A 25,364-nucleotide genomic window follows, 5' to 3' on the forward strand; every position below is an offset into this window, starting at 1 on the left:
CCTCGTTTCTAGGAATTTTCCACGTGCGACTGGACCAGCTTCACGAGATCGTCGACCCGGCACAGGGCGGCCTCAAATATCTCGCTGTCGCCGATCGTGATGCCGCATTCCTTCTCGACTCGGACGACGATTTCAAGGATGCTCAACGAGTCGATGCCGATCCCGCGCAACTCGTCGTCATTCTTGATTTCGGCCGGCGCGGACGATCCGAGTACGGCTGCGATGACCTCGCATACCCGGGTGTCAACCTTCACAGGAGACGTCAAAACGATTCCTCTTCCCTGGAGTTGTTCGCTTTTCCGGCTTTTCCGCTAGGGGTGTCTCCCCTCAGGCCATGGGCCCCGTCATCACCGCGGTGCGCAGCCCGAGCAGCAGCAGAACCGCCCCACTCACCCAGGCCAGTCCCACCCGCATCGCCGGCATGGCCAGCAGCCGCCGGGCCAGGCCGACGAGGGTGACCACCACCGCGTACCAGCCGGCACTGATCATGATCTGCACGGCGGTCAGGGTGACCACGTCGGCGGGCGAACCGCCGCCGGCCGGGAGGAACTGCGGGATCAACGCCAGGTAGACGGTGGCCATCTTGGGGTTGGCGGCACTGGTGACCAGCCCTGACCGGTAGGAGCGCCACAGGTCGGCGGCGCCGTAGTCCTCGGGCGCCGCCGGCTGTTGGCCGAACTTCCACCGGTTGCGCACCGTCATCACCGCGAGATAACAAAGGTAGGCGGCACCGACCAGCTTGAAGGCGGTGAACACCAGCGGAGAGGTCTGCGTCAGTGCGGCCAGTCCAAGGGCGGAGGTCGCCGCCCACATGAGCAGCCCGGTACTGCTCCCGAGAATGGTCACCAACCCGGCGCCACGGCCAAACCGCAGCGTCTCATTCACCAGCACCATGAATGACGGCCCCGGCGCGGCCACCATCGCGAAAACCGTCGCGATGAAGACCCACGTCACCATGAGGCTGCCGCAATGTCCATCGCCATTCGACCGGAGAGCGCAGTTAACGCTTGTGCATCCAATCGAATCGACCCCCCTCCAAGGTCCGAAAGTCCCGGATCTTGATCACCACCATTGGAACGCTATCGGCTGGGATGACCCCAGGCAACAATCTGGGAAAACAAGTTCCCGAACAGGAGGGAAAGTTACGAGCCAGTAGGAATCAATTTCGGTCACCCCGGCGTGCGGCCACGAGCTCGCCACGTCGGATGCACTGCTTCCGGTAGTGCACATTCAGCCAAGCGCATGCCCTCATCCATGTGCCGGGGCGTGTCCATCACCACACTTTCGCTTCCGGTGGAACCATCCGAAGGGAAATGAACTGTCAGCGTGTTGCAGAGGGCGGCGTTCGGGCAGGTCCCGGGGCGCGCGCCGGTTGGGAGCAGCCGGCGGATCGGACCTGGTAGACAGGCGGGATGGAGATCCGCACGATCCGCTACTTCCTCACGGTGGTCGACACCGGGTCCATCTCAGCGGCGTCGCGCGCCCTGCACATCGCCCAGCCCTCGCTGTCCCGGCAGGTGCGTCAGCTGGAGACGTCGCTGGGCTGCGAACTCTTCGTACGGCACCGCGGCAGGCTGCACATCAGCCCGGCCGGGGCCCGCCTGCTGCCCGTCGCCCGCGATCTGGTCACCCGGCACGACCAGGCGGTGGCGATGATGCGCGCCCTCGCCGAGGGACGCGAGCCGCGCCTGACGGTCGCCTGCACGGTGACCACCATCAACGACGTCCTCGCGCCCCTGGCCGCCGTCTCGCGGCACGCCGTACTCAACCTGATGGAGATCCCCACCGCGGCCATCGCCGACACCGTCTCCAGCGGACAGGCCGACCTCGGCTTCTCCTCGCATCCGGGGGCGACCGACCTGCAGGCCGAACTCGTCGTGCGCTTCCCGGTGTTCGCGCAGGTGCCCGCCGGGCACCCCTGGGCGGGCCGCCCCACCGTGCCACTGACGGAGCTCGTACGCGAACCCCTCATCGTGCCCACCCTCACCTACTCCGCGCGCAGGGTGTTCGACGACCATCTGTCGAGGATGACCGGCCCGTTCGGCCGGCAGTCCGTGCAGGAGATGGACCTGCCCCGCGCCGCCCAGGCGCTGGCGGCACGGGGACAGGGCGTGGCGGTCGTCACCGACGAACCGCAGTACGGCCTGCACCCGATAGTGATCACCGGCCCCGCACCGGGCGAACGCGTCGACCTGCCGCTGTTCGCCCTCTGGAACGCCACCCACTACGCCGCGGAACTCATCGGACGGTGCGTGGCCGAGGTGCGCGACTTCTGCCTCCGCACGTTCCCCGACGCGGCCCCTGCCTGACCGGCCGGACCGGCCGTCTCCCGCGCGCGCACCGGGCCGCACCCCGGCCCCGCCCATGCCCGTCAGGCATGGCACATAGAGAAAACGGGTCGTGGACAGCCATGGGTGCGCCGCGAAGACTGAGACGGCGGAAAGGGCGCTGAGCCCGGTAGCCGAACTCCCCACGCGCTTCGTCCCGCTCCGCCCGCCCGGTCAGGCCACGGTGCCGGACCGGCCACCGGGCGGCCGGGCACGCCGGCACCCCCTGCCGCAGGCGCTTCCCGGCCGCCCGGAGCCGGGAAGGAACCCCGCGCCGATCGAGCATCGGCCCGACACCGAAGGACGGCCCATGGTCCTCACCAGCGACGAGCAGCGCGGCTCTCCGTCCGACAGCCCGCCGGACGGAGGCGACCGCTGGTTCTTCGGCCACCCCCGGGGCCTGGTGACGCTCTTCAGCGTCGAGATGTGGGAACGCTTCAGCTGGTACGCCCTGCAGGCGCTGCTGGTGCTCTACCTGTCCGACACCGCCGGCCACGGCGGACTGGGCATGGAGCAGGGCGCCGCCGCCTCCCTCGTCTCCGCGTACGGCACCCTCGTCTATCTGCTGTCGGTCGTCGGCGGATGGTGCGCGGACCGCCTCATCGGGGGCCGCCGTTCCGTGCTCATCGGTGGTGTGGCGATCGCCTGCGGCCACTACGCCATGGCGGTGCCCACCGCCTGGTCGACCTGGGCCGGACTCGTGTTGATCATCCTGGGCACGGGGTTCCTGAAGCCCAACGCCGCCAATGTGGTCGGCAAGCTGTACCGGCGCAACGACGTCCGTCGCGACGCCGGCTTCTCCCTCTACTACATGGGCATCAACATCGGGGCGCTGCTCGGGCAGATCATCGGGGGCTGGCTCGGGCAGGGCTGGGGGTACCACTGGGGTTTCTCCTGCGCCGCCCTCGGCATGACGCTCGGCCTCGCCCAGTACGTTCTCGGCCGGCGCCATCTGCCGGACCGGGCCGACCTGCCCGACGCGCCGCTCCCGCCGGGCCGGGGCGCACCGGTCGCCCTGCGGGCCGGTGCGGTCGTCCTCGCGCTGGCCACCGTCGGCTGCGCGCTCGGCCTGACCGGCATGGTGACGCTGCGGGCGAGCATCGACCTGATCTCGGGCGTCTCGGTCGCCGTGCCGGCCCTCTACTTCGTGGTCATGTTCGCCAGCCCCAGGACGGAGCGCCGGGAGAAGACCGCACTGGCCGCCTATGTCCCGCTGTTCCTGGCGGCCGCGGTCTTCTACGTCATCTTCAACCAGTTCTCCTCGGTGCTGACCTTGTTCGCGGCCGAACGCACGGACTCCGAGCTGTTCGGATGGCACTTCCCGTCCTCGTGGTTCTTCGCGGTCAACCCCGGCGCCGGGCTGCTCATCGCCCCGCTGCTCGCGTCGGTGTGGACCAGGATGGGCTCCCGGCAGCCCGCCACCTCACTGAAGTTCGGCGCTTCGCTGCTGCTCGTCGGGGCCTCGTTCCTGCTGATACCGGTGGCCTTGGCCCTGACGCAGGGCCACCGGGTGGCAGCGCCCTGGCTGATCCTGGTGTACCTCGCGCAGACCGTGGCCGAGCTGCTGCTCGCGCCGATCGGCATGGCGGTCACCTCACGACTCGCGCCGCGCGCCTTCCACGGGCAGACCCTGGCCGTCTGGTTCTGCGCCCCCGCGATGGGCGCGGGCCTCGGCGCCCAGCTCGTCGGGTACTACGGCAAGGTGTCCGACCTCGTGTACTTCGGTACCACCGGCGCCGTCGCCGTCCTTCTCGGGGTCGTCATCGCCGCCGCGACGCCATGGATCCGACGGCGCGCCGGCGGCCTCGCCTGACCCCGCCTCATCTGCCCCGCCTCGCCCGATCCCGCCGACCGTCCTTCCCCACCCACCCCCCACCCCGAGTCCTCCAGGAGGAACCCTTGTCCACCACCGAGACCGTGCACGACCGGATCGGGCACACGACGGCACAACTGGCACCACGGCTGTGGGACGTCGCGCAGGAGCTGCACCGGCATCCGGAACTCGCCTTCGAGGAGCGCCGGGCCGCCGCCCTGCTCGGTAAGGAACTCGAAGGCGAGGGCTTCACCGTCGAGCGGGGCGTGGCCGGTATGGAGACGGCGTTCACGGCTCGTGCCGGGAACGGCGACGGGCCCTGTGTCGCCCTCCTGCTGGAGTACGACGCGCTGCCCGGCATCGGCCACGCCTGCGGCCACAACCTGATCGCGGGCGCCGGGCTCGGCGCCGCCCTGGCCCTTCGCCAGGCGATGCCGGAGATCGACGGCAGCCTGCTCGTGGTCGGTACCCCCGCCGAGGAGGGCGGCGGCGGCAAGGCGATCGAGGTGGACGCCGGGGTCTTCGACGGCGTGGACGCCGCGCTGATGTTCCACCCGGGGGTGTACAGCTGGTCCTCCGCCCCGCTGACCGCCCAGGTGCAGTACCGCGTCGGCTTCCACGGCCGCGCCGCCCACCCGACCGGCAACCCCACCGAGGGCCGGGACGCCCTCGCCGCGCTCATTCAGCTGTTCCACACCCTGGCCGTGACCCAGCGGCGGCTGCCCGAAGGTTCCCATGTCCAGGGGATCATCACCGAGGGCGGCAAGGCCACGAACATCGTGCCGGAGTACGCGGAGGGCCGCTTCGGGCTCCGCGGGCTCACCGGCACCCTCCTGGACGAGCTGATCGCGGAACTCACCCGCGCCGCCGAGGGTGTCGCCCTGGCCACGGGCACCGGGGTGGAGCTCGCGCAGGTATCCACGCGCTACGAGCACTTCCGCAACAGCGATGTGCTGTCCGCGGCCTTCGCCGGGCACCTTGCACACACCGGCATGACGGTCGGGGAACCCACCCCGGGCGTCTACCTAGGCTCCTCCGACATCGGCAACGTGAGCGCCAGGGTGCCCGCGATCCACCCGTTCGTCGCCATCCTCGGCCCGGACGAGTCCGACCACACGCCCCGGTTCGCGGAGGCGGCCGGCGGCCCAGCCGGCCGGAGGGCGATGCTGGCCGCCGCCGAGGCGCTGGCCCGCACCGCCGCGGACGTGCTGCTGCGCCCCGAACTCGGCGGCCGGGCATGGTCGGAACTGCGCCGCAAGGAGGCCGCGGGCCGGTGACCCGGGTACCGCGGCCCCAGGGACGAACCGCGGTTCAGCCTCTTTGGCGCACGGGCGCGGTATGGAGCGGGAGGCCGAGGGCCCCCATCGCCGCCTCCATGGTGGCCTCGCCGAGGGTCGGGTGCGCGTGAATGGTGTCGGCGAGTCCCGTCAGCGTCACACCGTGCGTCACGGCGAGCGCCGCCTCCGCTATCAGGTCACTCGCGCCGGGACCGATGATGTGAGCGCCCAGGACATGGGCGAATTTCCCGTCGAAGAGGGCCTTCGCCCGGCGGTCCGTGAGGCGTTCGAGCGCGGCGTGCTCCGGGGGCGCGGGGAGAGGGCGTTGTCCGGCAGCGGTCATCGCCAAGGAGCGCTGCCGTTGCCGCAGTTCTGCCGCGAGGGCCGCCGCGACCTCAGGGTCCGCGTCGGCACACGGCGGGGCCGGAAGGCTCTCCGTGACCGTGGGCGGTGGGGCCCCGCGCAAGCGGGCCGACGGATGAGACGACATGAGGGTGTGTCTCCTCTCGGGAAGAGGCGATGGGAGCGGATCGGAACTTGACGCTCAGGTCGGCGCCGGTGTCCTTCATGAGTTGCCGGGCGCGGCGGGCAGTTCGGCTCCGGTGCCGCTCACACAGGTCGCTCGGGGGGTGGGCAGGCAGGGCGGGGCAGGGCAGGACGCAGGGTGCTGTGGAGCGGGTGCTGGGGAGAAGCGAGCGGATCGCCGCTGGCCGAAGTACCACTGACCTGCGCGGCGTTCAGCTCTCGCAGGCGTCGGTCGACGGGCGGGAGCAGACGGGATCGCGGGCGCCGTGCGCACCGTCGACTCGGCGGGCCGTGGGCCGGTACTTGTCGCGGTCGGCCGTCGTCAGGGGGCGAGCCGCCGTGTTCCGGGCTCCGCCCTCGTGTGGCGCGGGGTCCGAGTGCAGGGGGTGTGAGCGCAGATACGGCACCAGGTGTTCACGCACGGCCATCGGGCCGGCGCCGGGCCCTCTCCCGCCGTGCGCCAGGTGGAACCTGTGGTGCACGTGGAGACGGGCGCGCCGCTCGGCTTCGGTCCGGGCGTCGGACGGGGCACGCGATCGAGTGAGCCTCCCCCTCTGTCATCGTCCTGAGAGCTTCACCGCGACGAGCGCGGCTTGCACCGTGGGCGAGGCGCATCAGCGCCTGCTTTCCAGAGTCCACCTCCACTGCGCGGTAACGAGGCCTGAGAGTTTCCGGGGAGGATTTGCTCCTTCGGCGCCACACCACTGGGGTATGGGCTCTCCCGCGCAGCATCTTCGGTGGTCTTTTCTGTTGTGGTTCGCCGCACCGCACGGTGATCGGCACGCCGCCGTCAAGAGGTGTCCACAACGGGCCGGGGCGCCGTGCGCTCGCCCGCACGACGCGGCCCTGACCTGGGAGAATGGCACTTTGTATGCGGCCGGGGGAGACGCCGCCGGCCGCATACCGTGCCGGCAAGTCCTTGGCTATGCCTCGGCGAGGAGGCTTTCGCGCAGGGTGGCGTAGGTGCGGGTGAGGAGGCGGGAGACATGCATCTGGGACAGGCCCATTTCCTCGCCGATCTCGGTCTGTGTCATCTCCGAGCCGAAGCGGAGTTCGAGGAGAGTGCGCGCACGCTCGTCCAGCTGGGCCAGATGCGGCTTGAGGGCCTGAAGGTCCTCGGCCAGGGCGAGAGCGGGGTCTTCGTTGCCTATCAGGTCGGCGACGAGCCCGGTCTGCTGCTTGCTGCCACCCGCTTCGATGGGCCGGTCGAGGGAGCCGGCGTCGTAACCGTTGCAGGCGACCAGCCCCTCGATGACCTCCTCCTCTTCCAGCCCCAGGTGGACCGCGAAGTCGGCAACGGACGGCTCGGGATTGCCGCGCCCTTCGAGCTCTTCGCGAGCGCGGGCCAGGTCCACGCGCAACTCCTGCAGACGCCGCGGCACGTGCACGGACCAGGTGGTGTCACGGAAGAACCGCTTGATCTCGCCGGTGATGTAGGGGATGGCGAAGGTGGTGAACTCGTTCTCGCGCGACACGTCGAAGCGGTCGATGGCCTTGATCAGACCGATCGTCCCGACCTGTGTGATGTCTTCCATCTCCTGCCCGCGGCTGCGGAACCGGCGCGCCACGTAGCGCACCAGCGAGAGGTTCATTTCGATGAGCGTGTTGCGCGCGTACTGGTACTCCGGGGTGCCTTCCTCCAGGTCCGACAGCTGCTCGAAGAACAGCTTCGACAGGCGGCGCGCGTCCTGCGGGGCAACGCGCTGGGCCTCCTCCACCTGCGGCACAGCCGACCGAGCAGCCTCACCTGCGGCGCTCCTGTCCGAGCGGTTCACCGAGATATGGGCCTGCGCCGCTGCCATTGCCATGGCTACTCCTCCCTGATCTCCCCGTCATGCCGTCACGCCCTCACCTACCCGATGAGCACACGTAAAACTGCCATGAGGCAACTATTTCCGTGAGGAAACTATGGCGAGCCCGTCTTCGGTGCCGGGCACGTGGCGAACGGCTCCGGCCCATGGCTCCTCGGGAGTTGCCGGTACGCCACCCCGGAGGGTGCCACCGCCGTACGGGGCGGCGCACCGGCAACACGCTGATCCCCCGGAACCGGGGTGGGTCACGCCGCGACCGCCTGAGGGCGTCGTGCGCACCTCTCGGCGGACCTCAGCCAGCCGGTGAGGTCGGCGCGGGCACGGGCCACCCGGGAGCGGACCGTGCCGATGGGACAGCCCACGATCGCCGCGGCGTCCGCGTACGGCATCCCGACCAACTGGGTGAGCACGAAGGCCTCGCGCCGTTCGCGGTCCAGCGCTTCCAGCAGCTCGCTCAGCGCCAGACCGTCGTCGAAGCCCGGCAGTCCGCTGGGCTGGCGGTGTTCCGCGACGGCCTGCCAGTCGTCGACATCGGCGATGCGCGGACGGGCGGCGGCAGACCGGTAGCGGTCGATCACCACCCGGCGGGCGATCGACAGCAGCCAGGTACGGGCGCAGGAGCGGCCGGCGAATCCCGGCAGACCGGTGAGGGCGCGGAGAAACGTCTCCTGGGCGAGGTCGTCGGCGCTGCTCGTCTCGCCGCTCAGGTGGGCCACGAAGCGCCATACATGGCGGTGGGAGGCGCGTATGAATCGCTCTGCGGCCTCGGGGTCGCCGTTCCGGGCGGCCAGCGCCAGGGCGGTCAACTGCTCGTCGTCCGCGGCGGTCCGCTTGCCGCCGGCCGGATCGAAAAGGGCAGGAATCATCGCCACACGTCCTTCGGAGGGTGCGGGGCGTACCAGGGCGTGGCACGGCCTCGTCGGTGAGCGGCATTCCGGGAACCCGTGCGAAGGCCGGTGACACCGTCCAGGGACGACGGTCGACGGGCGTTACGGGCAGGCCGGGGAGCCGCGGGGCAAGGGGCCGGCGTGTGGTCCGGCGGCGCGCACGGAGATACCCGGAGGTACGAGGGCGGCAGCCGCGTGGACACGCCGGTACTCCGCCCGCCACCGATGCGAGGGACCTTGCCGGAGGCAACGGACCTTGCGGAAAAGGGACCTTGCAGAAAGTGGAGCGGCGCTCCCGGACTCCCGCGGCAACGCGAGTCATGGACGAAAGTGGCGTCCACGACCGCGTCGCGGAGTCCCGGGCGCTTGCCGGGAGGGTCCCAGAGCAGGCGGGCGGTCAGCAGCAGAAGGACGGCTTCGGCGGGCCTCTGCGGGACAGGACGTGGTGCAGGAACACCCCGCGCAGGCGCAGGACATGACCGCCACCGGCCACCGGACGCGCGGTCGGCTTCAGGCCCCGCCGGTCCAGCGTCGCCAGGACCAGCATCAGGGGCGCGAACCACACCGCGGCCACACTGCGGGCGAGCCGGAACGCGGCGGCCTCGCCGCGCCACAGCCACAGCCCGCACACCAGCGCGGCCAGCACATGGGCGAGGAACATACCGAGGGTGCCGTGGCCGGAGTGCACCATCCGCAACTCGCTCATCTCGCCGCGCATGGCACCGATATCGCCCCTGTACGCGGTGGAGGCGGCGAGCCGGCCGGCCATGCCCGCCAGATGGCTCATCCCCGTCATCTCGCCTTTTGGCGCCATCGACGCGGAGTGCGCGGTCTCCTGGCCGAGGACGGACCGGCAGGACTGCGCCAGGCCGAACAGGGAGTGCAGAGCCAGTTGGGCCACGACGGCACAACCGGTCACGGCGAACCCGCCGCGTTCCCGCCCCGCCGACCACCAAGCCGCCGCGCCCGTTGCGCCCAGCGCGGCTACGAGCGCCCCCGCGGGCACCGGCTGTGCGGACATCAACGCATGTCCCAGGGCTGCGGTCGTCACGCACACCACCGCGAAGATCGCGGCGCGCGCAGCTCGTGAAACCGACCCGGCAGTCATGTTGGTCATCGTGCCAGCCGGTTCATCCGTAGGGGAGGGCGCATGGCGCCCCGGTCCCAGTTGTTGTCCGGATCCGCTAAACCCGCTCGCGGGTGGTCAACCGGGTGGCAGAGCGGGCGGGATGGGGGCAGGCGTCGTGCCTCCGCTGGGTCTCCTCTGCTCGGGCTTCCCCACCCGGCGGGTCTCTCCGGGAACTGAGCGCCCGGTCCGTACGACTGACTGGGCCCGGCCTCATGGGAGGCCGGGGGCCGGTGTTTCGGGAGGGCTGCGGTGCGGGTGAAGCGTGCGACGGAATCGGGATCCGCTGGGCCCGACGGCGATACGACGCGGCCGCGGCATGCGGGCCCGGCGGTGACGCTGCTGCTGACGTCCGCGATGGCCTTCTCGATGATGCAGCTCTTCCTGATCGGCGCGCTCGGACCGCGGCTGCTCGGCGAGCTGGGGATTTCCCGTACGGTGCTGGGTCTGACCACGACGGCGGGTTTTGGGGCGGCGGCCTTGCTGTCGCCGGCGGCGGGGCGCCTGGTGGACCGGGTGGGGCCACGGCGCTGTCTGGTGGCCCTGCTGCTGCTCGCCGCCGTCTCGCTGGCGCTGATCGGCGCCGCTCCGGGGACAGCGGTGCTGCTGCCGGCGGTGGCGCTCGGTGGTCTGCCGCAGGCCCTGGCCAACCCGGCGACCAACAAGCTGATCCTGGCCCGCGTCCCCGCTGAGCAGCGGGGTGGGGTCACCGGGCTGAAGCAGTCCGGGGTCCAGTTCGGTGCCTTCGTAGCGGGACTTCCGCTGTCGCTGCTGGCCGCGGGGGTGGGCTGGCGTGGTGCGGTGTGGACGGCGGCGGGCGCGGCCGCGCTGGCCGCGGTGTGGGCAGCCCTCGTGCTGCCGCCCGACGCGGCCGCGGCGGCTCCGCGCAGCCGCCCTTCCCGGCCCGTGCGCGGCCTGACCCGGCAGTTGGCGGTCTTCTCCCTGCTGCTCGGCTGTGGAATCGCCTCGGTCAACACCTACCTGGCGTTGTTCGGTTCGCAGCGGCTGGGCCTCTCCCCGGCCACGGCCGCCGCCTTGGTGGCCGTCCTGGGCGTGGCCGGCATAGGCGGACGCATGGGGTGGTCGCGGGTGGCAGGGCGGCCGGGACGAGCCGAGGCGCTGCCCGCCTTGCTGGCGGCCGGGGCGGTGGGCGCGGCCCTGCTTCTCGCCGTCGCGGTCCTGGCGCCTTTGCTGGTGTGGGTGGCCGCGATCGCCGTCGGATCGTTCGCGGTGTCGGCGAACGCGGTGTCCATGGTCCTGGTGCTGCAACGAGCGGCGCCGGGGCGTGCCGGGCAGGATTCGGCGCTGGTGTCGGCGGGCTTCTTCGCCGGATTCGCGGTGGGCCCGCCGTTGTTCGGCGCGCTGGTCTCGGCCACCGGCTACGGGCCGGGATGGCTGCTGGTGGCAGCCGAGTTCGCAGGGGCGGCCATGGTGGCCGTAACGCTGCGGTCGCGCCGCCAAGAGGAGGACGGATGAAGGAGAAGGAGGGAGACGGAATGCATACGTCCTCGGAAACGGCGGGCCGGACCGACTCGGAAGCTGTGGGCCGGACCGACTCGGAAACGGCGGGCTGGGCCGGCCAGGCGCTCGCCTCCCTGCTGGAGCGGGTCTCGGTGACGGCGGACGAGGTCGGTCCCCGCTTCCCGCTGTACGCGGACGGGGACAGCGGCTCGTGGAAGTCCACCTCCCGGGGTTCCTGGACCGGCGGGTTCTGGGCGGGCCTGTTGTGGTTGCGTGCCCTGTCCTCGGGCGACCCGGCGCACCGTGCGGCGGCATCCGACTGCACCCAGCGGTTGCGGTACTGGGTCCGGCAGGACACCGCCACCCGCGGGCTGGTGCTCTGGTACGGCACCGCTCTGGCCGCCGGCCCCGGTGGCGACGAGGCGGCGGTCCGGCTGAGGGAAGAGGCGGCGCGGGCCTGCCTGGCCGCGTACGAAGGTGAGTGGGGGCTGGTGCCGTGGGGCGATGCCTTCGGCGGGCCGCGGCTGCTGGCGCGCGCGGACGGGGTACCGGGGCTCGTGCCGCTGCTGGCCCGCACGCCGGGCGGTGGGAGCAGCGAGGGCCGTGGGAGCCGCGAGGGCCGTGGGAGCCGCGAGGGCCGTGGGAGCCGCGAGGGCCGTGGGAGCCGCGAGGGCCGTGGGAGCAGTGGAGACGGTAGGGGCAAGGGAGGCGGCAGGAGCAGTGGTCAGGCTGCCGCCTACGGCCATCTGACCCGGCATCTTGACCTGTGCCTCTCCGAGGCCCCGCCGCGCGCCGCCTGGCAGGCCCGGCAGCCCGGCACCTGGACGGCCTGCGCCGAGCCGGCGCCCGGCTGGAGCCGTACGGTCGCGTGGCTGCTGCTGGGGGCCGCCGACGGGCTCCACTCGTTCGGGGACGACGACCGCCTGCGGGAGGCGGCAAAGCGGCTTGCCGCACTGCGCCTCGCCCCGGGGACACCGCTCATCCCGCCGGCTCAGGACGGGATTTTGCGCGGCCCCCTGGACACGTCCGCCGCGGCGATCGAGGCGGTGGCCGCGCTGAAGCTGAGCACGCTCGCACGAGCAGCGGGCGATGGACAGGAAGCCGACCGCCTGACGAGCCGGGGACGGCTGATCCTGCGCCGGTTGACCGAGGCCCACCAGTCGGACTCGGGCGCGTTGCTGGACGGTTGCTACGACGCCGGGGGCGGCCTCGCCACGCACCATGAGCTGATCTGGGGAGACTTCTTCCTCGCCTGGGGGCTGGCGGTACTCACCGGGCCGGCGGAGCCGTTCACGATGTGACCAGAGCGGAAGGACCCACGCGACCCGCGTAATTCACGGCGTGGCCGACGTGCTTCGCGGCGTGGCCGAGGTAATTCGCGGGGTGAGCGCCAGAGTTCACGGCGTGGCCGCCAGAGTCACGGTGTGGCCGACCGAGTTCACGGGGCGTCGCCGTGATCGCGCAGCACACGGCGGGCCACCGCAGCGATATGCAGCTCGTCCGGGCCATCCAGCAGCCGGGCCGCGCGGCCCATACGGAACAGCCCCGGCAGCGCGGTGTCCGGCCCCAGGCCGGCCGCGCCGTGCACCTGGATCGCGGCGTCGGCGACCTGTTGCAGCATCCGGGCGGCCGCGACCTTGGCGAGCCCGGTCTCCACCCGGGCGTCGTCGCCCGCCTCCAGACGGGCCGCCGCCTCGTACACCAGCGGCCTGGTCGTGCGGATCGCCAGCAGTGCGTCGAAGACGAGCTGCTGGACGAGCTGGCGGTCGGCCAGCGGGCCGGATGACTGGCTCCGCGACCGGGCGCGGACACACATCAGGTCAAAGGCCCGTTCGGCCTGTCCGAGCCAGCGCAGACACCGCAGGACACGGCCGAGTCCCAGTCGCTCCCCGGCGATCCGCAGGGCCTTGCCACGCTCGCCGACCACATGGTCCGAGGGCACGGTGACCCCGTCGAGTTCGATCTCCCACTGGCCGCCCACGCCGAGCACCGGCAGTTCGCGCACCACCCGGAATCCGGGCGCCGACGTGGGCACCAGGAACAGCGTCAGGTCGTCGCCGGTCCGGGCCAGCACGGTCACCAGGTCGGCGTCGCCCGCTCCCGTGATGAACCACTTGCGGCCGTGCAGGGTCCACGTCCCGTCGGGGCCGCCGTCGGCGCGGGTCGCGGTCAGCGCGGGGTCGGTGCCGGGCGTGTCGGGCTCGGTCATCGCGTAGCAGGTGCGCAGCTCCCCCGCCGCGATGCGGTGCAGATAGCGCTCACGAACGGGCTCGGCGGCGTGACGGCTGAGCATCAGCACGTCCAGCAGGGAGCCCGAACCGAGTGCGGCGGGACCGTGGTCGCTCGCCCCCTCGGCCTCGGCAAGGTGCGCGTAGCGGGACAGCGGCACCCCTTGTCCGCCCCACTCCACGGGCAGCGGCAGCGCCCACAGCCCGGCGTCCTTCGCCTCCGTCCGGAGCCTGCGCGACGCGGCCTGCGCGGCCGGTCCGCCCGCGTCGAGCACCGGCTCGGCGGGCATCACCCGCTCCCGTACGAACGCCGCTACGCGCCCCCGCAGCCCGACGGCCCCGGGCGGACAGTCCGGCAGTCCGAAGGGGCCAGGGCCGAGGGCCGCGTCCGGGTTCGCGTTCGCGTCCGGGTTCGCGTTCGCGTTCGCGTTCGGAAGTCTCACGGCGTCCTGCGCACGATCCATTGAGTTCCCCGCTTTCCTCCGTATCCACCGGGAACTCGGTGAACCGGCAGTCCGACTTACTGGCCGTGGAGTTGGTCGGCCCCGGTCGTCGTCTGGTTCCCGTACGTCCACGCCCGTACGTCCACGCCCGTACGTCCACGCCGTACGCAACACGCGGCGCACACCGCCGTCGCCGGAGAGGAACGCCGTGAATGCCGTGAATACCGTGCATGCCGTGGGAGGCCCCCCTGTCATCGGTGCGCACCGGCCGCTGGAGGAGGTGGCCGTACAGGTCTCGGGGCCTGCCGCACTCACCGCGCCGGCACTCGCCCACCTGCGGTCGCTGGGCGCCGGCGCGCCGGAGACGCCGGCCGCGCGGACCGGGCCCGCGCGTTTCACCGCAACCGGCGGTGGACTGGGCGAGGTGACGGCGTACACCGCCTGGGCGGACGTCCTGCCGGAAGCGGACGCCAACGACGAGGCAACCGTCCAGGCGGCCACCGGGATGATGCATGTCCACGGCAGACGCGACGGCGCGCCCCGGGGCCTGGCCGTCGATTACGCAGCCACCTGCGCATCCGTCCTCACCGTGCAGGGCCTGCTCGCCGCGCTCCTCGGCCGGGCGCGAGGCGGGGGCGGAGCCACGGATTTCGCCACGGGGGCCGACCGGGCAGCGCTGCTGACGATCTCCCAGTACGCCGCGGCGGCGAACGCGCCCGAGGCGGAGGCCGTCACCCCGGCTCCCGGCGGGCCGCCGTTCACCGCCGCCTGTGGCACCCGTTTCGAGCTGGAGGCACTGGAGCCCGCGCCCTGGGCCCGGTTCTGGCGCACGCTCGGCGCACCCGAGGAAGCGATACGCGCCGGCTGGCCCGCCTTCCAGTTCCGTTACGCCACCGCCTGCGCCCGCCTGCCCGAGGAGCTGCACCGGACAGCGCGCGCTGTGCCCTGGACGCTCATACGGGAGGCAGCCGCTTCGTCGGGGGCCGAAGTGTGCGCCCTGCATACGCTGGCCGGGCGGGCGGCGGAGGTGGCACCTGAGGCCGCACCATGGACTCTGGCGGCCTTTCCCGAGGCAGGGACACCGCCCCTCACCGCCACCGACCTGGCCACCAGTCCCCTGTCCACCAGCCCCCTGTCCTCCAGCCCTCTGTCCGCCGGCGCCCTTCCGCTCTCCGGCCTGACCGTGCTGGAAGCGGGCCGCCGTGTCCAGGCCCCGCTCGCCGCCCATCTGCTCGGCCTGCTCGGCGCGGACGTCGTACGGATCGAGCCGCCCGGCGGGGACCCGCTGCGCGGCATGCCGCCCTGCGCCGCGGGGGTCTCCGCGCGCTGGCTCGCCCTCAACCGTGGCAAGCGCGCCGTGGAGGTCGACATCAAGTCGCCCGCCGGGCAGGCAGAGTTGCGGGAGCTGGCCGCCGGCGCGGACGTCTTCCTGCACAACTGGGCCCCGGGCAAGGCGGAACAGTTCGGGCTGGGCGCCGGTCATCTGGCACCCGTCAACCCGCGTTTGGTGTACGCCCATACCAGCGGCTGGGCGGGCCGCCTGCCCGATGCCCCCATGGGCACCGACTTCATGGTGCAGGCCCGTACCGCCGTCGGCGAAGCGGCCCGGCCGGCCGACGAGCCGCCCGCCCCTTCCCTCATGACCTTGATCGATGTGCTCGGCGGACTCGTCGGCGCCGAGGCCGTGCTCGCCGGTCTGCTGCTCCGCGAGCGCAGCGGGCGCGGCGTCCGGGTGGAGTCCTCACTGCTCGGTGCCGCGGAAACGCTCACCGCACCCGCGGTGCGACGGGCCGCTGCGGGCCAAGACCCCCGCCGCCCGGCCGGATTCCGCCGTCCGCTGGCGACCGCCGACGGATGGCTGGCGCCGGCCGACGACTCCTCCCGTACGGCACATGCCGCGTCGGCGCGCCTGCGGGAGCTGCCGTCCGACCAGGCCGTCGCAGCCCTGCGCGCGCAAGGCGGGTCTGCCACCGCCGTCACCACCGACCTCGGCGCCCTTCCTCAAGACCCACGCCTGCGCGGGGCGTTGACCCGCGATTTCCATGGTTCCCTCGTCGTCCCCTCGCCCTGGAGGTTCGCATGACAGCCCCGCTCCCCTCCCGGTTCCACGATCTGGTCCCCGCAACGCTGCGGCGCTCCTGGGCCACCGACGGCCACTGCCCCGACCTGGACCTGTACGCGCTGTTCCGGGCCCGCCGGATCGCCGACCCGCACGCCACAGCCGTGATCGACGCCGGCGGCGAGGTCAGTTACGCGGAACTGGACCACCAGGCACGATGTCTGGCCACCGGGCTCGCCGAAGCAGGCGTCTGTCCCGGGGACGTGGTGGGCGTCCAGCTCCCCAATACCAGAGAGGCGGTCGCGGCCGACCTCGCCGTGGCCGCGCTGGGCGCTGTCGTCCTGCCCTTCCCGGTCGGCCGCGGCGGGCAGGAGGCCGTGTCGCTGCTCGGCCGCTCCGGGGCCCGCGCGGTGATCGCCGCTTCCGCACACCGTGGCGTCGAGCACGCGCGGGAGCTGGCCCAACTGTCCGGCGAACTGCCCGCCCTGCGCGCCGTGATCGCCGCCGGCCCCGGCCCGGCCCCCGACGGCTGCCTGTCGCTGGCCGGTCTGCTGCGCGCTGACGCGACCGCGTTCACTCCCGCGCGCCCCGACCCCGACACCGCGGCCCGGATCCTGGTCTCCTCCGGGTCCGAGGCCGAGCCCAAGATGGTGGCGTACTCGCACAATGCGCTCGCGGGCGGCCGTGGCAACACGCTCGCGCCGCTGCTCCGCGACGGCATACGGCCGCGCTGCCTCTTCCTGGTGCCGCTCGCCTCGGCCTTCGGCAGCAGCGGAACCGCCGTCACCCTCGCCCGGCACGGCGGATCCCTTGTCCTGCTCGACCGCTTCACGCCCGACGCGGCCCTGGAGGCGATCCTCGCCCACCGGCCCACCCACGTGCTGGGCGTGCCCACCATGGTGCGCATGATGCTCGACCGGCTGCCGGACACCCGCGAGACCCCGACCGGGCTGACCGCCCTGATACTCGGCGGCTCCGCGCTCGACACGGCCACCCGCGACGAAGCAAGCCGGGCCTTCGGCTGCGCGGTGGTCAATCTCTACGGTTCCGCCGACGGCGTCAACTGCCACGGCGGCCTGACCGGGCAGAACGCCCCCGACGGCCACCCGGACAGCGGCCCCGGGATCAAGGTGGGCCGGCCCGTCCCCGGCGTGTGTGAGATCCGTATCGCCCCGCTGCCCGGAGGCACCGCCGGTGATCCGGGAGAAATCGTGGCGCGCGGCCCGATGACCCCGCTCTGCTACGTCGGCGCACCCGAGCTGAACATGCGGTACCGCACCGCCGACGGCTGGGTCCGTACCGGCGACCTGGGCATGCTGGACGCCGACGGAACGCTGCGGGTCGTCGGCCGCCTGAAGGACATCGTGATCCGCGGCGGTGCGAACATCAGCCCCGCCGAGGTCGAAGGCGAGCTCTCCTCCCACCCGGACATCCGCGAGGTGATGTGCGTCGGCGTCCCCGATCCCCTGATGGGCGAACGGCTCGCGGCGTGTGTGGTGCCAAGAGCCGGACGGAAGCCCGGACTTGAGACGCTGTGCGCCCACCTGGACGCGCGTGGTCTGGAGCGCCGCAAACACCCGGAGCGTCTGCTGCTGGTGACCGACGAACTGCCCCTCACCCCGGCGGGTAAGCCCGATCGCGCCGCACTACGGGAGAGGGCAGCCGCCGAGTTCCCCACCGACCACGCACAGGCCGGCTGAGGCACCGGAGCGAAGCCACCGGGGGAAAGCACGAGGGAGGGACCGCACCCAGCGGCCCCTCCCCCTCTCATGCGAGCTCTCGTGCGAGGTCTCGTGCAAGGCCTCGCTCGAATGGCACGGTTCAGGAACCGGAGAACGCCTTCTCCATCTGGCCGGCCGCCTTGCGGTAGACCCCGAGCAGATCGAGGTCCGCGCCCGGGTAGTTCACGACGTTCAGCTGCTTGGCGCCCGAGCCGGGCAGTACGGTCCCGGCCGACATGTTCTCGTTGTCCAGCACGAAGGCGGGCTTCTTCGCCGACAGTGCGGACAGCTGGGCCGGGGTGACCGCCTCCGGGCCGTAGGTGCCGACCACCTTCGCCCCGGCCAGCGCGGCCGCCCACGTCGTGAACTTCTGCGCCGTCACCGCCGGAGCCTTGCCACCGGGCCAAGTGCCCTTCACCTGCTTGGCGAGGGAGGCCCACTCCGCCGTGAACTTGCTGTTCCACTTGGCCGCGGTCCGCTCCGTCCCGAACTTCTTGCCCAGCTTCGTCACCTCGGCCTTGGTGGTCGCGGGCGCATTGTCCAGATTGACCTCGACCAGCTTCGCCCTGGAGCCCGCGGCTTCCTTGATACGGCCCGCGAACGGCTCGAACGAGGCGTAGAGGACGTAATCGGCCCCCGCAACCGCTGCCAGGTCGGACGGCTTCAGGTCGTAGTCGGGCGCATGCCGCACCGAGGCGGGAACAAGGGACTTGACGTGCTTGGCCCCGGCCGCCTTGGCCAGCGCCGCCTCCCAGCTGGAGGTGGCGACCACCACGGGACCGGACGACGCCGGCCCCGACTCTCCGGCCTTGTCCGTACCGGCCTTGGCGGCTCCGTCGCCGCAGCCGGTCAGCAGGAGCAGCCCCGCGCTCAGTGCGGTGACTGCGGCGAGGGGGCGGAAGAGGACGCGGACGTGCGCCATGATGAGGTTCTCCGTTCGGGTATGAGATGAGCGGCAAGGGCGACCGCCCCCGCGGCGAGGACGAGGACCGGACCGGGTGGCAGGTCCCAGGCCAGCGAGATCAGGAAGCCGACGACGTTCACGACGACGCCGATGCCGATCGCCCAGAGCGTGATCGACACCAGCGAACGGCCGAGACGGCGGGCGGCGAGGGCCGGCAGCAAGGTCAGCGCGTCCACCAGCAGCGCGCCCGTCAGACGGATGGCACCGGCCACCGCGACCGCCACCAGGACCAGCAGCACCACGGTCAGCCGCTGCACCGCCACGCCGGAGGACAGCGCCAGCTCCCGGTCGTGCAGCAGCAGCGCCAGATCGCGGCGGCGCCAGAGGAACAGCCCCGGTACGGCCACGGCCAGCACACCCAGCACGACGAGATCGGCCGGCCGCACCGCCAGGATCGACCCCCACAACAGCGCGAATGCTCCATTGGCATTCACCCCGGAGAGCGCCAGCAGCAACAAGGCGGCAGCAATGGCCAAGCTCATCAGCAGGCCCATCGCCCCGGACAGGCCCTCGGCGGTGCGGGCCAGCGGCGCCACCCCCGCGCCGGCCAGCGCGCACGCCACCAGCGCGCACAACACCGGGTCCAGGCCCACCAGCTGGCCCACGGCGATGCCCAGCAGCGCCACATGCATCATCGCGAAACGCACCGGCATGATGTCCAGCCCGACGATCACCACACCGACGACCGGCAGCCCGAAGGCGGCCAGCAGCAGCCCCGCCCCGGCCCGCTGCACCGGGACCAGTTCCCACAGGTCACCGACCTGCCCCCACGCGCTCACGACACCTCCCGCAGCTGCCCGGCGGCCATCTCCAGCGTCCGGTCGCAGCGCGCGGCCATGGCCCGGTCGTGGGTCACCACGAGCAGCGTCACCGGCAGCGTGGTCAGCACCTCGGCGGCCTCCTCCTGGCCCGCGAAGTCCAGCGCCGCCGTCGGCTCGTCCGCGAGCAGCACGCCCGCTCCGGCCGCCACACAGCCCACCGCCCGCGCCAGGTGCATACGCTGCAACTGACCGCCCGAGAGGCTGCCCACCGGCCGGTTCGCCAGACCGCCCATGCCCAACCGTTCGGCCGCCCGCTCCGCCTCCGCCAGGTCGCCGCTGCTCGCCAGCAACTCCCGTGCCAGCAGCGGAAAGCGCCCGGGTGCGGGCCGCTGCGGAATCCACCCGCACGCTCTTCTCCGCCACGCCCACTCGGCAGCGCTACGGCAGCCCCGGCCACCGACCACGATCTCCCCGTCGACCTGCCGGTGCAGACCGAGCACCGCCCGCAACAGCGTCGTCTTCCCCGACCCGTTCGTACCGGTCAGAGCAATCCGCTCACCGGCCCGCACCTCCAGATCGACCCCGGTCACCGCTTCCAGACGGCCATGGCGACACACCACCCCCCGAAGCCGCACCTCAAGGCCGCCCGCACCGCCCGGCTGCCGCTCCACTGGGGACCCTGCACACTCCTCGCTCCGTTCCACAGCCCACTAGTCGGGCCGGTGGTACGCCGAGTTCCCGCGGGGCCGCGGTATTTCCGCCGACGGCCAGGCCCGGCACGTCCCGCGCGGGAAACTGGCCCGCCTCGGCCTGGCAAACGTGCACGCCGTGATGCGGGCAAGCGCTGCGCGCCTCAGGGCGCGGCAAGGTCAGGGACGGCTTCCGCCCGGCCGGTTCCGTTGTCCGCGGCCGGCTTCCGAGACGCCGGCCAGGGCTGGAAACGCGATCACACCGACCAGGCTGGGAACGAAACCCGGATCGCCGGCCCCCGACTGCAGCAGGGTCGCCAGGAGCTGGGTTCCGGCCAGCACCGCCAGCCCGAGGTAGAGCCACCCTGCCCAGGCGGGGCCCGTCGGTGATGTCCTGCTTGCGCTACGTTGGTCCATTGCACCCGTATGCCCGGCGAATGCCGTTCCAAGGCATGGCTCGCTGCCCGGCGCGGCCCGCCGCCCCCTTCGGGGCGCGCCTGGGCTGCGCCGGGCAGTTGTTTCCGCAGGCCGGGCTGCCGTCGGGGGTCAGCGGCCGACGGCCCGGCGGAGCTGGTCCTTGTTCATGGAGGAGCGGCCCTCGATGTTCTTCTTCTTGGCCTCTTCGTAGAGCTGGTCCCTGGTCGGGCCACCGGGCCCGCGGTGGGACCGTTCCCCGCCGCGTTGCGGAGCGGATTTCGGGTCGCGGAGGGAGGCCTTGGCGGCGGTCTTGGCTTCGCCGGAGCGGGCACGCTCCTTGTTCACCGTGCGGGCGGCGATCTCCTTGGCCCGCTTCTGCGAGGTGCCACGCTCCTCGGCCTGTTCCTTGATGTGTTCGTACTGCCGTTCACGCTTCTTGCTTGATCCTGCAGGCACGGCTGCTCATCCCTTCTTCGGTCAGCCTTCCCGGCGGCTCTGCCGTGGGCAATACCAGTCCACGTCCAGTGAGCACGCACCGCCACCCGGGCGGCGCCGCCCACCGGCACCGCCGTGCCGCACGCCCTCACGGGCGGCTGAGGGCAGGAGAAGCGGACTGCGCCAGAATGCGGTCGGCGACGGCCAGGGCGTCGTTGATCTCTGTGGTCGCCGTGGCCACGCACAAGGTGTACGACACATCCTCCAGCTGGGTGGCGGACTCGCGCGTCGACCTCTCCGCGTGCACCAAACGTGCATCGGCATACCGGGTCAGGAGGGTCCGCACGTCCTTGGGGTCGGGCATCAGCATGATCCAGGCTCCTTGTCGAGTCTCCTCAGGGTGTTTCCGCGAAGGCGGCAGTCATGCCTCCGGTGGCGCATTCCTGCCGGCACGGAGGTCAGGTGCCGGCAGGGATGCGCAGGACGGCGGACCGGCCATGCGTCCATGCGTCCATGCGGCATGCGTCCATGCGGCCGGCCGAGGGCCGACGCCGCTGTCGGCAGCTACCGGGGCACGCTTCGGGTCGCGCGCAGGGGGGCCGCGTCGTAGACAGGAGGCGTGCAGTGGACAGGAGGCAGGCAGTGGACAGGAGGCAGGAAGAGGCATGAACGACGGAGGGCTGGATGCCTGAGCTGCCCGATGTGGAGGCCTTCCGCAAGATTCTCGACTCCTGCGCGCGGGGCGCCTGCCTGCTGCGGATCGAGGTGCACGACGCGGGTGTACTGAACGGTGTGAGCGCCCGCCGGCTGCGGCGCTCATTGGAGGGGCGGCGCATCGCCGAGCCCGAGCGGCGGGGGAAATGGCTCTTGGCCCCCACCGAGGGAGGCCCGACCCTGCTGCTGCATTTCGGCATGACCGGGCAGCTCGTCTGCTGTCCGCCGGCCGAGCCTTTGCACCCGCACGACCGGGTCACTTTCACCCTCGGCGACGACCGGCAGTTGCGCTACCGCGATCAGCGCAAACTCAAGGGGCTCTGGCTGGCGGACGAACCCGCCGTGGCGCGCATGATGAAGGATCAGGGCCCCGATGCGCTGGCTGTCGGCCGCCCCGGATTCGACGAGGCTCTGGCCGGCCGGCGCGGCGGCATCAAGTCGGCACTCCTCGACCAGTCGGTCCTGGCCGGCCTCGGCAATCTGCTGGCGGACGAGATCCTGTGGCGCGCGAAGCTGCACCCCGCCCGGCCCGTCGGCACGCTCACCACCCAGGAGCTGGACCGGATGTACACGGCCTTGCGACGGACACTGCGCTCGGCGGTGGCGGCCGGCCGGGTGCCGCCCCGCAGGTCATGGCTCACCGGCCACCGGGACGACGCGGACCCCGTCTGCCCCCGCTGCCGCGAACGGCTCTGCGGCGGGCGCTGGGCCGGCCGGCACACGGTGTGGTGCCCGCGGTGCCAGCAGGCACCGGATCAGGTCATGTCACGTCGATGAGCCGTGAGCCGGACTATGGTCGGGCACATGGCACTGTCGATGCGAGAACGAGAGCAGTTTCTGGCGGAACCTCACATCGGTGCGCTGTCGGTGGTCGAGCGGCCGGACCGCGCACCGTTGACGGTACCCATCTGGTACCACTACACGCCGGGCGGCGAACTGTGGGTGCGTACCGGGCCCGATTCCCGGAAAGCGCGAGCGATCCGGTCCGCGGGGCGCTTCAGTCTGATGGTGCAGCGGGCCGAGCCGACCGTGCGCTACGTGTCGGTGGAGGGCCCGGTCACCAGGACGGAACCGGACAGCCGCGAGCGGTCCTGGGAGATGGCCGCGCGCTACCTCCCACCGGACAAGGTCGCCGGCTTCGTGGAGTACGACCACGCCCAGCTCGGTGAGCACGTCGTCCTCTTCATGCAGCCGGAACACTGGGTGTCGGCCGACCTGGGTTCCGTCTAGAGGGCGGACCTTCGCCGCACGTCAGAGGCGTATCGCGACAGTCCGTCGCTTCGCGGCACCCACTGGAGTGGTCGGCCGGGCCGGCCGTTGCGGGCAACTCGGCTCGTGCGATGCGGGCGCGGCCCGGACCATGGGAGCGTGGGATGGAATCCGGTCTCCGGCGGGGCCGCGCCGCTGGACGTGCTCGAGGTGGCGCCGACGGCCCGGACGGCGGTGGCGTGGCTGCCGCCGCAGGAGCTCTGGCCGGCAATTCAGGAAATCCGCTGGGCGCATGATCCGCAGGTACGGCGGTGGCCGCCGCATGTGAATCTGCTGTTCGGCTTCGCGCCGGAGGAGGAGTTCGCACGGGCTGTGCCACTGCTCTCCGCCGGCGCAGCGGAGAGCGCGGCGTTCACGTCGCGGCTGGCCGGCGTTCGGTACTTCCGGCACCGGCATGACGCGACGGTGTGGCTCGACCCGGCCGCGGCGGGTCTGGCACCGTGGGCACGTCTGCACCGGGAGCTGGGCTCCCGGTTCCCCCTCTGCCGCGGGCGTGGCGATCGCTTCACGCCGCATCTGTCCCTGGGCCGCACTCAGGATCCGCGCCCTCTGGCCGTCGAGTGCGCCGCCCGGCTCGGCACGATGTCGGCTGTGGTCGAAGAGGTGGTCCTGCTCTCCCGGCGCGGCGAGGGCCCCATGCGGCCCCGGGCCGTGATCACACTGGGCACGGGCGAGGTCCGCCGGCTGCTGGAGCGTTAGCGCGCGTATCGAAAGTGCGGCGTCCCACGGGACCACGAGACCACGGGGACGCGCTCACTCACCTGATCAGCACTCGGGCCGATCCACCTGCGCACCGGTGCCTTCCGGCGCGCCCATCCCCCACGCCCTCCCACCAGAGACGTTCAGGCGCGCGATGACGCCGCTGTCCGGCCGGGCAGTGGCGAGGGAAATGCTGAGGAGAGTGCGGTGACGGTGCCGGAAATTGCTGCGGCGGGGTGTGAAGTCGAGGGGCGAAGTGGCGCCCGGTGGGCGTTGGCCTCGGTCGCGTTGGGTGTCTTCTGCATCCAGCTCGACTCCTTCGCCCTGAACCTGGCCCTGTCGCGCATCAAGGCGGAACTCGGCGTGTCCACCGGGCAGTTGCAATGGGCGGTCAGTGCCTACCTGTTGTCGTGCGGCACGCTCATGTTGGGCGCGGGCCGGATGAGTGACCTGTTCGGCCGACGCCGTCTGCTGACCGCGGGGCTGGCGCTCTTCGGACTGGCGTCGCTGTGGTGTGCACTGGCGCCCTCGCTGCCGGTGCTGGTGGCGGCCCGCGTGATGCAGGGCGCGGGTGGCGCGTTGATCATGCCGGCCGGGCTGGCGCTGCTGACGAACGTGTTCCCGCCCGCCCTGCGCGGCCGGGCCACGGGGTGGGCGCTGGGCATCGGCGGACTGGCCACCGCCTGCGGCCCGTTCGTCGGCGGTGTCCTGACGGAGATGGTGTCGTGGCGGGCGGTGTTCTGGCTCAACGTGCCGCTGGGTGTGGTGGCCGCGCTCGGTGCTCGCCGGGCCCGGGAATCGCGGGACACCACGGCGTCCGGGCACGTCGACTGGCCGGGGCTGGGCACCGGGACCTGCGCCATCGCGGCCCTGGCCGTCTTCATCGACCGCGGCCCGGTGTGGGGCTGGGTGTCCCCCGCCGGCGTCAGCACGCTGTGCCTCGTGGCGCTGGCTTCGGCGGCCTTCGTACGGATCGAACTGCGCACTCGCGAGCCGCTGATCATGCCCGCGCTCTTCCGTAACGGCTCCTTCGTGGCGTTGACCGCGGCGGGCGCGGTGGCCAACGCCGCGACCGTGGTGTTCCTGTTCGTCGTGCCGCTCTCGCTCCAGGACGGCCGGCAGCTCACACCGTTGGCGGCCGGGGTGGCTTTCGTCGGCCCCGCGCTGGCCATGGCGGCCGCGGGGCCGTTCGCGGGGCGGGCGTCCGGCGCCCGCGCCGTACCGGTCATGGCGGCGAGCCTGGGGGCGGGCGCGGTGATGCTGCTGGGTGCGGCGTTCGTCTCCGGACTGCCGCCGTACCTCGCGGCGGTCACCGGCGGCGGGGCGGCGCTGGGCCTCGGCAACGCGCTGACGCTGACCGCCACCCAGGGCGTCATCCGGCCCGAACGCGCCGGTGAAGCCTCCGGGGTGACCAAGACCGTCATCACCGTCGCGGCCGGGCTGGGCGTGGTCGCGGCAGGCCCCACGGCCGATCCCGGCGGCGCCGCGGCGACCGGCGGCAACGGGCCGCTGGCCGTGGCAGGAGCCGGCTGCCTGACGGCTTGCCTCCTGCTGGCTCTGTGGTGGTGGGTCGGGCGACGCGGCCCGCGCGCTGGGCGGCCGGGAGAGCAGGTGCCCTCGGCGGCTGAGGGTGGCGGGCGCTGATCGCAGTGGTCCGGACTCGGACGCCCCCGCATAAGCGCACGCCCCCACGCCTACGCCTACCCGCCTACCCGCCTACCCGCCTACCCGCCGTGAG

General features: G+C 72.3%; 23 protein-coding genes and 1 riboswitch. Of the genes, 11 read left to right on the forward strand and 12 right to left on the reverse strand.

Annotated features, from left to right (window positions below):
• Positions 1–8: 8 nt before the first annotated feature.
• On the reverse strand, positions 9–254 hold the full coding sequence (locus ABZ851_RS21100; protein WP_176956602.1) for an acyl carrier protein: 246 nt from the start codon (positions 252–254) through the stop codon (positions 9–11).
• A gap of 73 nt (positions 255–327) precedes the next feature.
• Positions 328–957, reverse strand: coding sequence for a LysE family translocator (locus tag ABZ851_RS21105; protein ID WP_361129724.1), 630 nt, complete (start codon positions 955–957; stop codon positions 328–330).
• A gap of 455 nt (positions 958–1,412) precedes the next feature.
• Here ABZ851_RS21105 and ABZ851_RS21110 point away from each other — a divergent pair, with 455 nt between their 5' ends.
• From ABZ851_RS21110 to ABZ851_RS21120, 3 genes are all read left to right on the forward strand, one after another.
• Entirely contained in the window at positions 1,413–2,309 is an 897-nt protein-coding gene (locus ABZ851_RS21110; RefSeq protein WP_361129727.1) for a LysR family transcriptional regulator, read from the forward strand.
• 328 nt (positions 2,310–2,637) lie between these two features.
• The gene (locus tag ABZ851_RS21115; protein WP_361129730.1) at positions 2,638–4,140 is read left to right on the forward strand and encodes an oligopeptide:H+ symporter; all 1,503 of its coding nucleotides are present in this window, start codon (positions 2,638–2,640) and stop codon (positions 4,138–4,140) included.
• 86 nt (positions 4,141–4,226) lie between these two features.
• Complete coding sequence (locus tag ABZ851_RS21120; RefSeq protein ID WP_361129733.1) at positions 4,227–5,417, forward strand: amidohydrolase; 1,191 nt, start codon at positions 4,227–4,229, stop codon at positions 5,415–5,417.
• Between the two features lie 34 nt (positions 5,418–5,451).
• Here ABZ851_RS21120 and ABZ851_RS21125 read toward each other — a convergent pair whose 3' ends face one another.
• The 4 genes from ABZ851_RS21125 to ABZ851_RS21140 all read right to left on the reverse strand — a co-directional run bounded on the left by ABZ851_RS21125 (position 5,452) and on the right by ABZ851_RS21140 (position 9,748).
• Entirely contained in the window at positions 5,452–5,907 is a 456-nt protein-coding gene (locus ABZ851_RS21125; protein WP_361129736.1) for a hypothetical protein, read from the reverse strand.
• A gap of 674 nt (positions 5,908–6,581) precedes the next feature.
• Positions 6,582–6,676, reverse strand: a riboswitch (glycine riboswitch).
• A 189-nt stretch (positions 6,677–6,865) separates the two neighbouring features.
• Positions 6,866–7,744: a SigB/SigF/SigG family RNA polymerase sigma factor gene (locus tag ABZ851_RS21130; RefSeq protein WP_361130172.1), complete on the reverse strand. Its 879-nt coding sequence runs from the start codon at positions 7,742–7,744 to the stop codon at positions 6,866–6,868.
• A gap of 254 nt (positions 7,745–7,998) precedes the next feature.
• The gene (locus ABZ851_RS21135) at positions 7,999–8,619 is read right to left on the reverse strand and encodes a sigma-70 family RNA polymerase sigma factor (RefSeq protein ID WP_361129739.1); all 621 of its coding nucleotides are present in this window, start codon (positions 8,617–8,619) and stop codon (positions 7,999–8,001) included.
• Positions 8,620–9,037: 418 nt separating this feature from the next.
• On the reverse strand, positions 9,038–9,748 hold the full coding sequence (locus ABZ851_RS21140; RefSeq protein WP_361129742.1) for a hypothetical protein: 711 nt from the start codon (positions 9,746–9,748) through the stop codon (positions 9,038–9,040).
• A 351-nt stretch (positions 9,749–10,099) separates the two neighbouring features.
• Between ABZ851_RS21140 and ABZ851_RS21145 the strand changes: the two genes are divergently transcribed.
• On the forward strand, positions 10,100–11,242 hold the full coding sequence (locus tag ABZ851_RS21145; protein WP_361129745.1) for an MFS transporter: 1,143 nt from the start codon (positions 10,100–10,102) through the stop codon (positions 11,240–11,242).
• Positions 11,239–12,528: a sugar ABC transporter permease gene (locus ABZ851_RS21150; RefSeq protein WP_361129748.1), complete on the forward strand. Its 1,290-nt coding sequence runs from the start codon at positions 11,239–11,241 to the stop codon at positions 12,526–12,528. Before ABZ851_RS21145 ends, ABZ851_RS21150 begins: the two co-directional genes overlap by 4 nt.
• 137 nt (positions 12,529–12,665) lie before the next feature.
• Here the strand turns inward: ABZ851_RS21150 and ABZ851_RS21155 are convergent, their stop codons facing one another.
• Complete coding sequence (locus ABZ851_RS21155) at positions 12,666–13,814, reverse strand: acyl-CoA dehydrogenase family protein (protein WP_361130175.1); 1,149 nt, start codon at positions 13,812–13,814, stop codon at positions 12,666–12,668.
• A gap of 319 nt (positions 13,815–14,133) precedes the next feature.
• On the opposite strand from ABZ851_RS21155, the gene ABZ851_RS21160 reads away from it, so the two are divergent.
• Together ABZ851_RS21160 and ABZ851_RS21165 are read left to right on the forward strand one after the other, a co-directional pair.
• Positions 14,134–15,981 (forward strand): CoA transferase, encoded by a 1,848-nt coding sequence (locus tag ABZ851_RS21160; RefSeq protein ID WP_361129751.1) that lies wholly within the window; start codon positions 14,134–14,136, stop codon positions 15,979–15,981.
• Positions 15,978–17,657 (forward strand): class I adenylate-forming enzyme family protein, encoded by a 1,680-nt coding sequence (locus ABZ851_RS21165; RefSeq protein WP_361129754.1) that lies wholly within the window; start codon positions 15,978–15,980, stop codon positions 17,655–17,657. The genes ABZ851_RS21160 and ABZ851_RS21165 overlap by 4 nt, the downstream gene beginning before the upstream one ends.
• Positions 17,658–17,778: 121 nt before the next feature.
• Here ABZ851_RS21165 and ABZ851_RS21170 read toward each other — a convergent pair whose 3' ends face one another.
• From ABZ851_RS21170 to ABZ851_RS21190, 5 genes are all read right to left on the reverse strand, one after another.
• Positions 17,779–18,600 carry an ABC transporter substrate-binding protein gene (locus tag ABZ851_RS21170; RefSeq protein WP_361129757.1) on the reverse strand — a complete coding sequence of 274 codons (822 nt, stop codon included), beginning with the start codon at positions 18,598–18,600 and terminating at the stop codon, positions 17,779–17,781.
• Positions 18,549–19,421, reverse strand: coding sequence for a metal ABC transporter permease (locus tag ABZ851_RS21175; RefSeq protein WP_361129760.1), 873 nt, complete (start codon positions 19,419–19,421; stop codon positions 18,549–18,551). The genes ABZ851_RS21170 and ABZ851_RS21175 overlap by 52 nt, the downstream gene beginning before the upstream one ends.
• Entirely contained in the window at positions 19,418–20,002 is a 585-nt protein-coding gene (locus tag ABZ851_RS21180; protein WP_361130178.1) for an ATP-binding cassette domain-containing protein, read from the reverse strand. The genes ABZ851_RS21175 and ABZ851_RS21180 overlap by 4 nt, the downstream gene beginning before the upstream one ends.
• Positions 20,003–20,638: 636 nt before the next feature.
• Positions 20,639–20,965, reverse strand: coding sequence for a plasmid stabilization protein (locus ABZ851_RS21185; RefSeq protein WP_361129763.1), 327 nt, complete (start codon positions 20,963–20,965; stop codon positions 20,639–20,641).
• A gap of 127 nt (positions 20,966–21,092) precedes the next feature.
• Positions 21,093–21,314, reverse strand: a complete 222-nt coding sequence (locus ABZ851_RS21190) for a DUF5133 domain-containing protein (RefSeq protein WP_361129766.1) — start codon at positions 21,312–21,314, stop codon at positions 21,093–21,095.
• A 314-nt stretch (positions 21,315–21,628) separates the two neighbouring features.
• Between ABZ851_RS21190 and ABZ851_RS21195 the strand changes: the two genes are divergently transcribed.
• From ABZ851_RS21195 to ABZ851_RS21210, 4 genes are all read left to right on the forward strand, one after another.
• Positions 21,629–22,435 carry a DNA-formamidopyrimidine glycosylase family protein gene (locus tag ABZ851_RS21195; protein ID WP_361129769.1) on the forward strand — a complete coding sequence of 269 codons (807 nt, stop codon included), beginning with the start codon at positions 21,629–21,631 and terminating at the stop codon, positions 22,433–22,435.
• Between the two features lie 27 nt (positions 22,436–22,462).
• Complete coding sequence (locus tag ABZ851_RS21200; RefSeq protein ID WP_361129772.1) at positions 22,463–22,888, forward strand: pyridoxamine 5'-phosphate oxidase family protein; 426 nt, start codon at positions 22,463–22,465, stop codon at positions 22,886–22,888.
• Between the two features lie 138 nt (positions 22,889–23,026).
• The gene (locus ABZ851_RS21205) at positions 23,027–23,626 is read left to right on the forward strand and encodes a 2'-5' RNA ligase family protein (RefSeq protein WP_361129775.1); all 600 of its coding nucleotides are present in this window, start codon (positions 23,027–23,029) and stop codon (positions 23,624–23,626) included.
• A gap of 207 nt (positions 23,627–23,833) precedes the next feature.
• Positions 23,834–25,270: an MFS transporter gene (locus tag ABZ851_RS21210; protein WP_361129778.1), complete on the forward strand. Its 1,437-nt coding sequence runs from the start codon at positions 23,834–23,836 to the stop codon at positions 25,268–25,270.
• Positions 25,271–25,364: the final 94 nt, after the last annotated feature.

This window comes from Streptomyces sp. NPDC047049, assembly GCF_040643995.1.
Taxonomy (GTDB): Bacteria; Actinomycetota; Actinomycetes; order Streptomycetales; family Streptomycetaceae; genus Streptomyces; species Streptomyces mooreae.

What these genes read in the sequence shown, in the direction of transcription:
- ABZ851_RS21110 (WP_361129727.1), top strand. Translation starts at nt 1,413, where the DNA reads ATGGAGATCCGCACGATCCGCTACTTCCTCACGGTGGTCGACACCGGG.
- ABZ851_RS21165 (WP_361129754.1), top strand. Translation starts at nt 15,978, where the DNA reads ATGACAGCCCCGCTCCCCTCCCGGTTCCACGATCTGGTCCCCGCAACG.
- ABZ851_RS21200 (WP_361129772.1), top strand. Translation starts at nt 22,463, where the DNA reads ATGGCACTGTCGATGCGAGAACGAGAGCAGTTTCTGGCGGAACCTCAC.
- ABZ851_RS21140 (WP_361129742.1), bottom strand. Translation starts at nt 9,748, where the DNA reads ATGACTGCCGGGTCGGTTTCACGAGCTGCGCGCGCCGCGATCTTCGCG.
- ABZ851_RS21170 (WP_361129757.1), bottom strand. Translation starts at nt 18,600, where the DNA reads ATGGCGCACGTCCGCGTCCTCTTCCGCCCCCTCGCCGCAGTCACCGCA.
- ABZ851_RS21105 (WP_361129724.1), bottom strand. Translation starts at nt 957, where the DNA reads ATGGTGACGTGGGTCTTCATCGCGACGGTTTTCGCGATGGTGGCCGCG.
- ABZ851_RS21135 (WP_361129739.1), bottom strand. Translation starts at nt 8,619, where the DNA reads ATGATTCCTGCCCTTTTCGATCCGGCCGGCGGCAAGCGGACCGCCGCG.
- ABZ851_RS21190 (WP_361129766.1), bottom strand. Translation starts at nt 21,314, where the DNA reads ATGCTGATGCCCGACCCCAAGGACGTGCGGACCCTCCTGACCCGGTAT.
- ABZ851_RS21150 (WP_361129748.1), top strand. Translation starts at nt 11,239, where the DNA reads ATGAAGGAGAAGGAGGGAGACGGAATGCATACGTCCTCGGAAACGGCG.
- ABZ851_RS21130 (WP_361130172.1), bottom strand. Translation starts at nt 7,744, where the DNA reads ATGGCAGCGGCGCAGGCCCATATCTCGGTGAACCGCTCGGACAGGAGC.
- ABZ851_RS21115 (WP_361129730.1), top strand. Translation starts at nt 2,638, where the DNA reads ATGGTCCTCACCAGCGACGAGCAGCGCGGCTCTCCGTCCGACAGCCCG.
- ABZ851_RS21125 (WP_361129736.1), bottom strand. Translation starts at nt 5,907, where the DNA reads ATGTCGTCTCATCCGTCGGCCCGCTTGCGCGGGGCCCCACCGCCCACG.
- ABZ851_RS21195 (WP_361129769.1), top strand. Translation starts at nt 21,629, where the DNA reads ATGCCTGAGCTGCCCGATGTGGAGGCCTTCCGCAAGATTCTCGACTCC.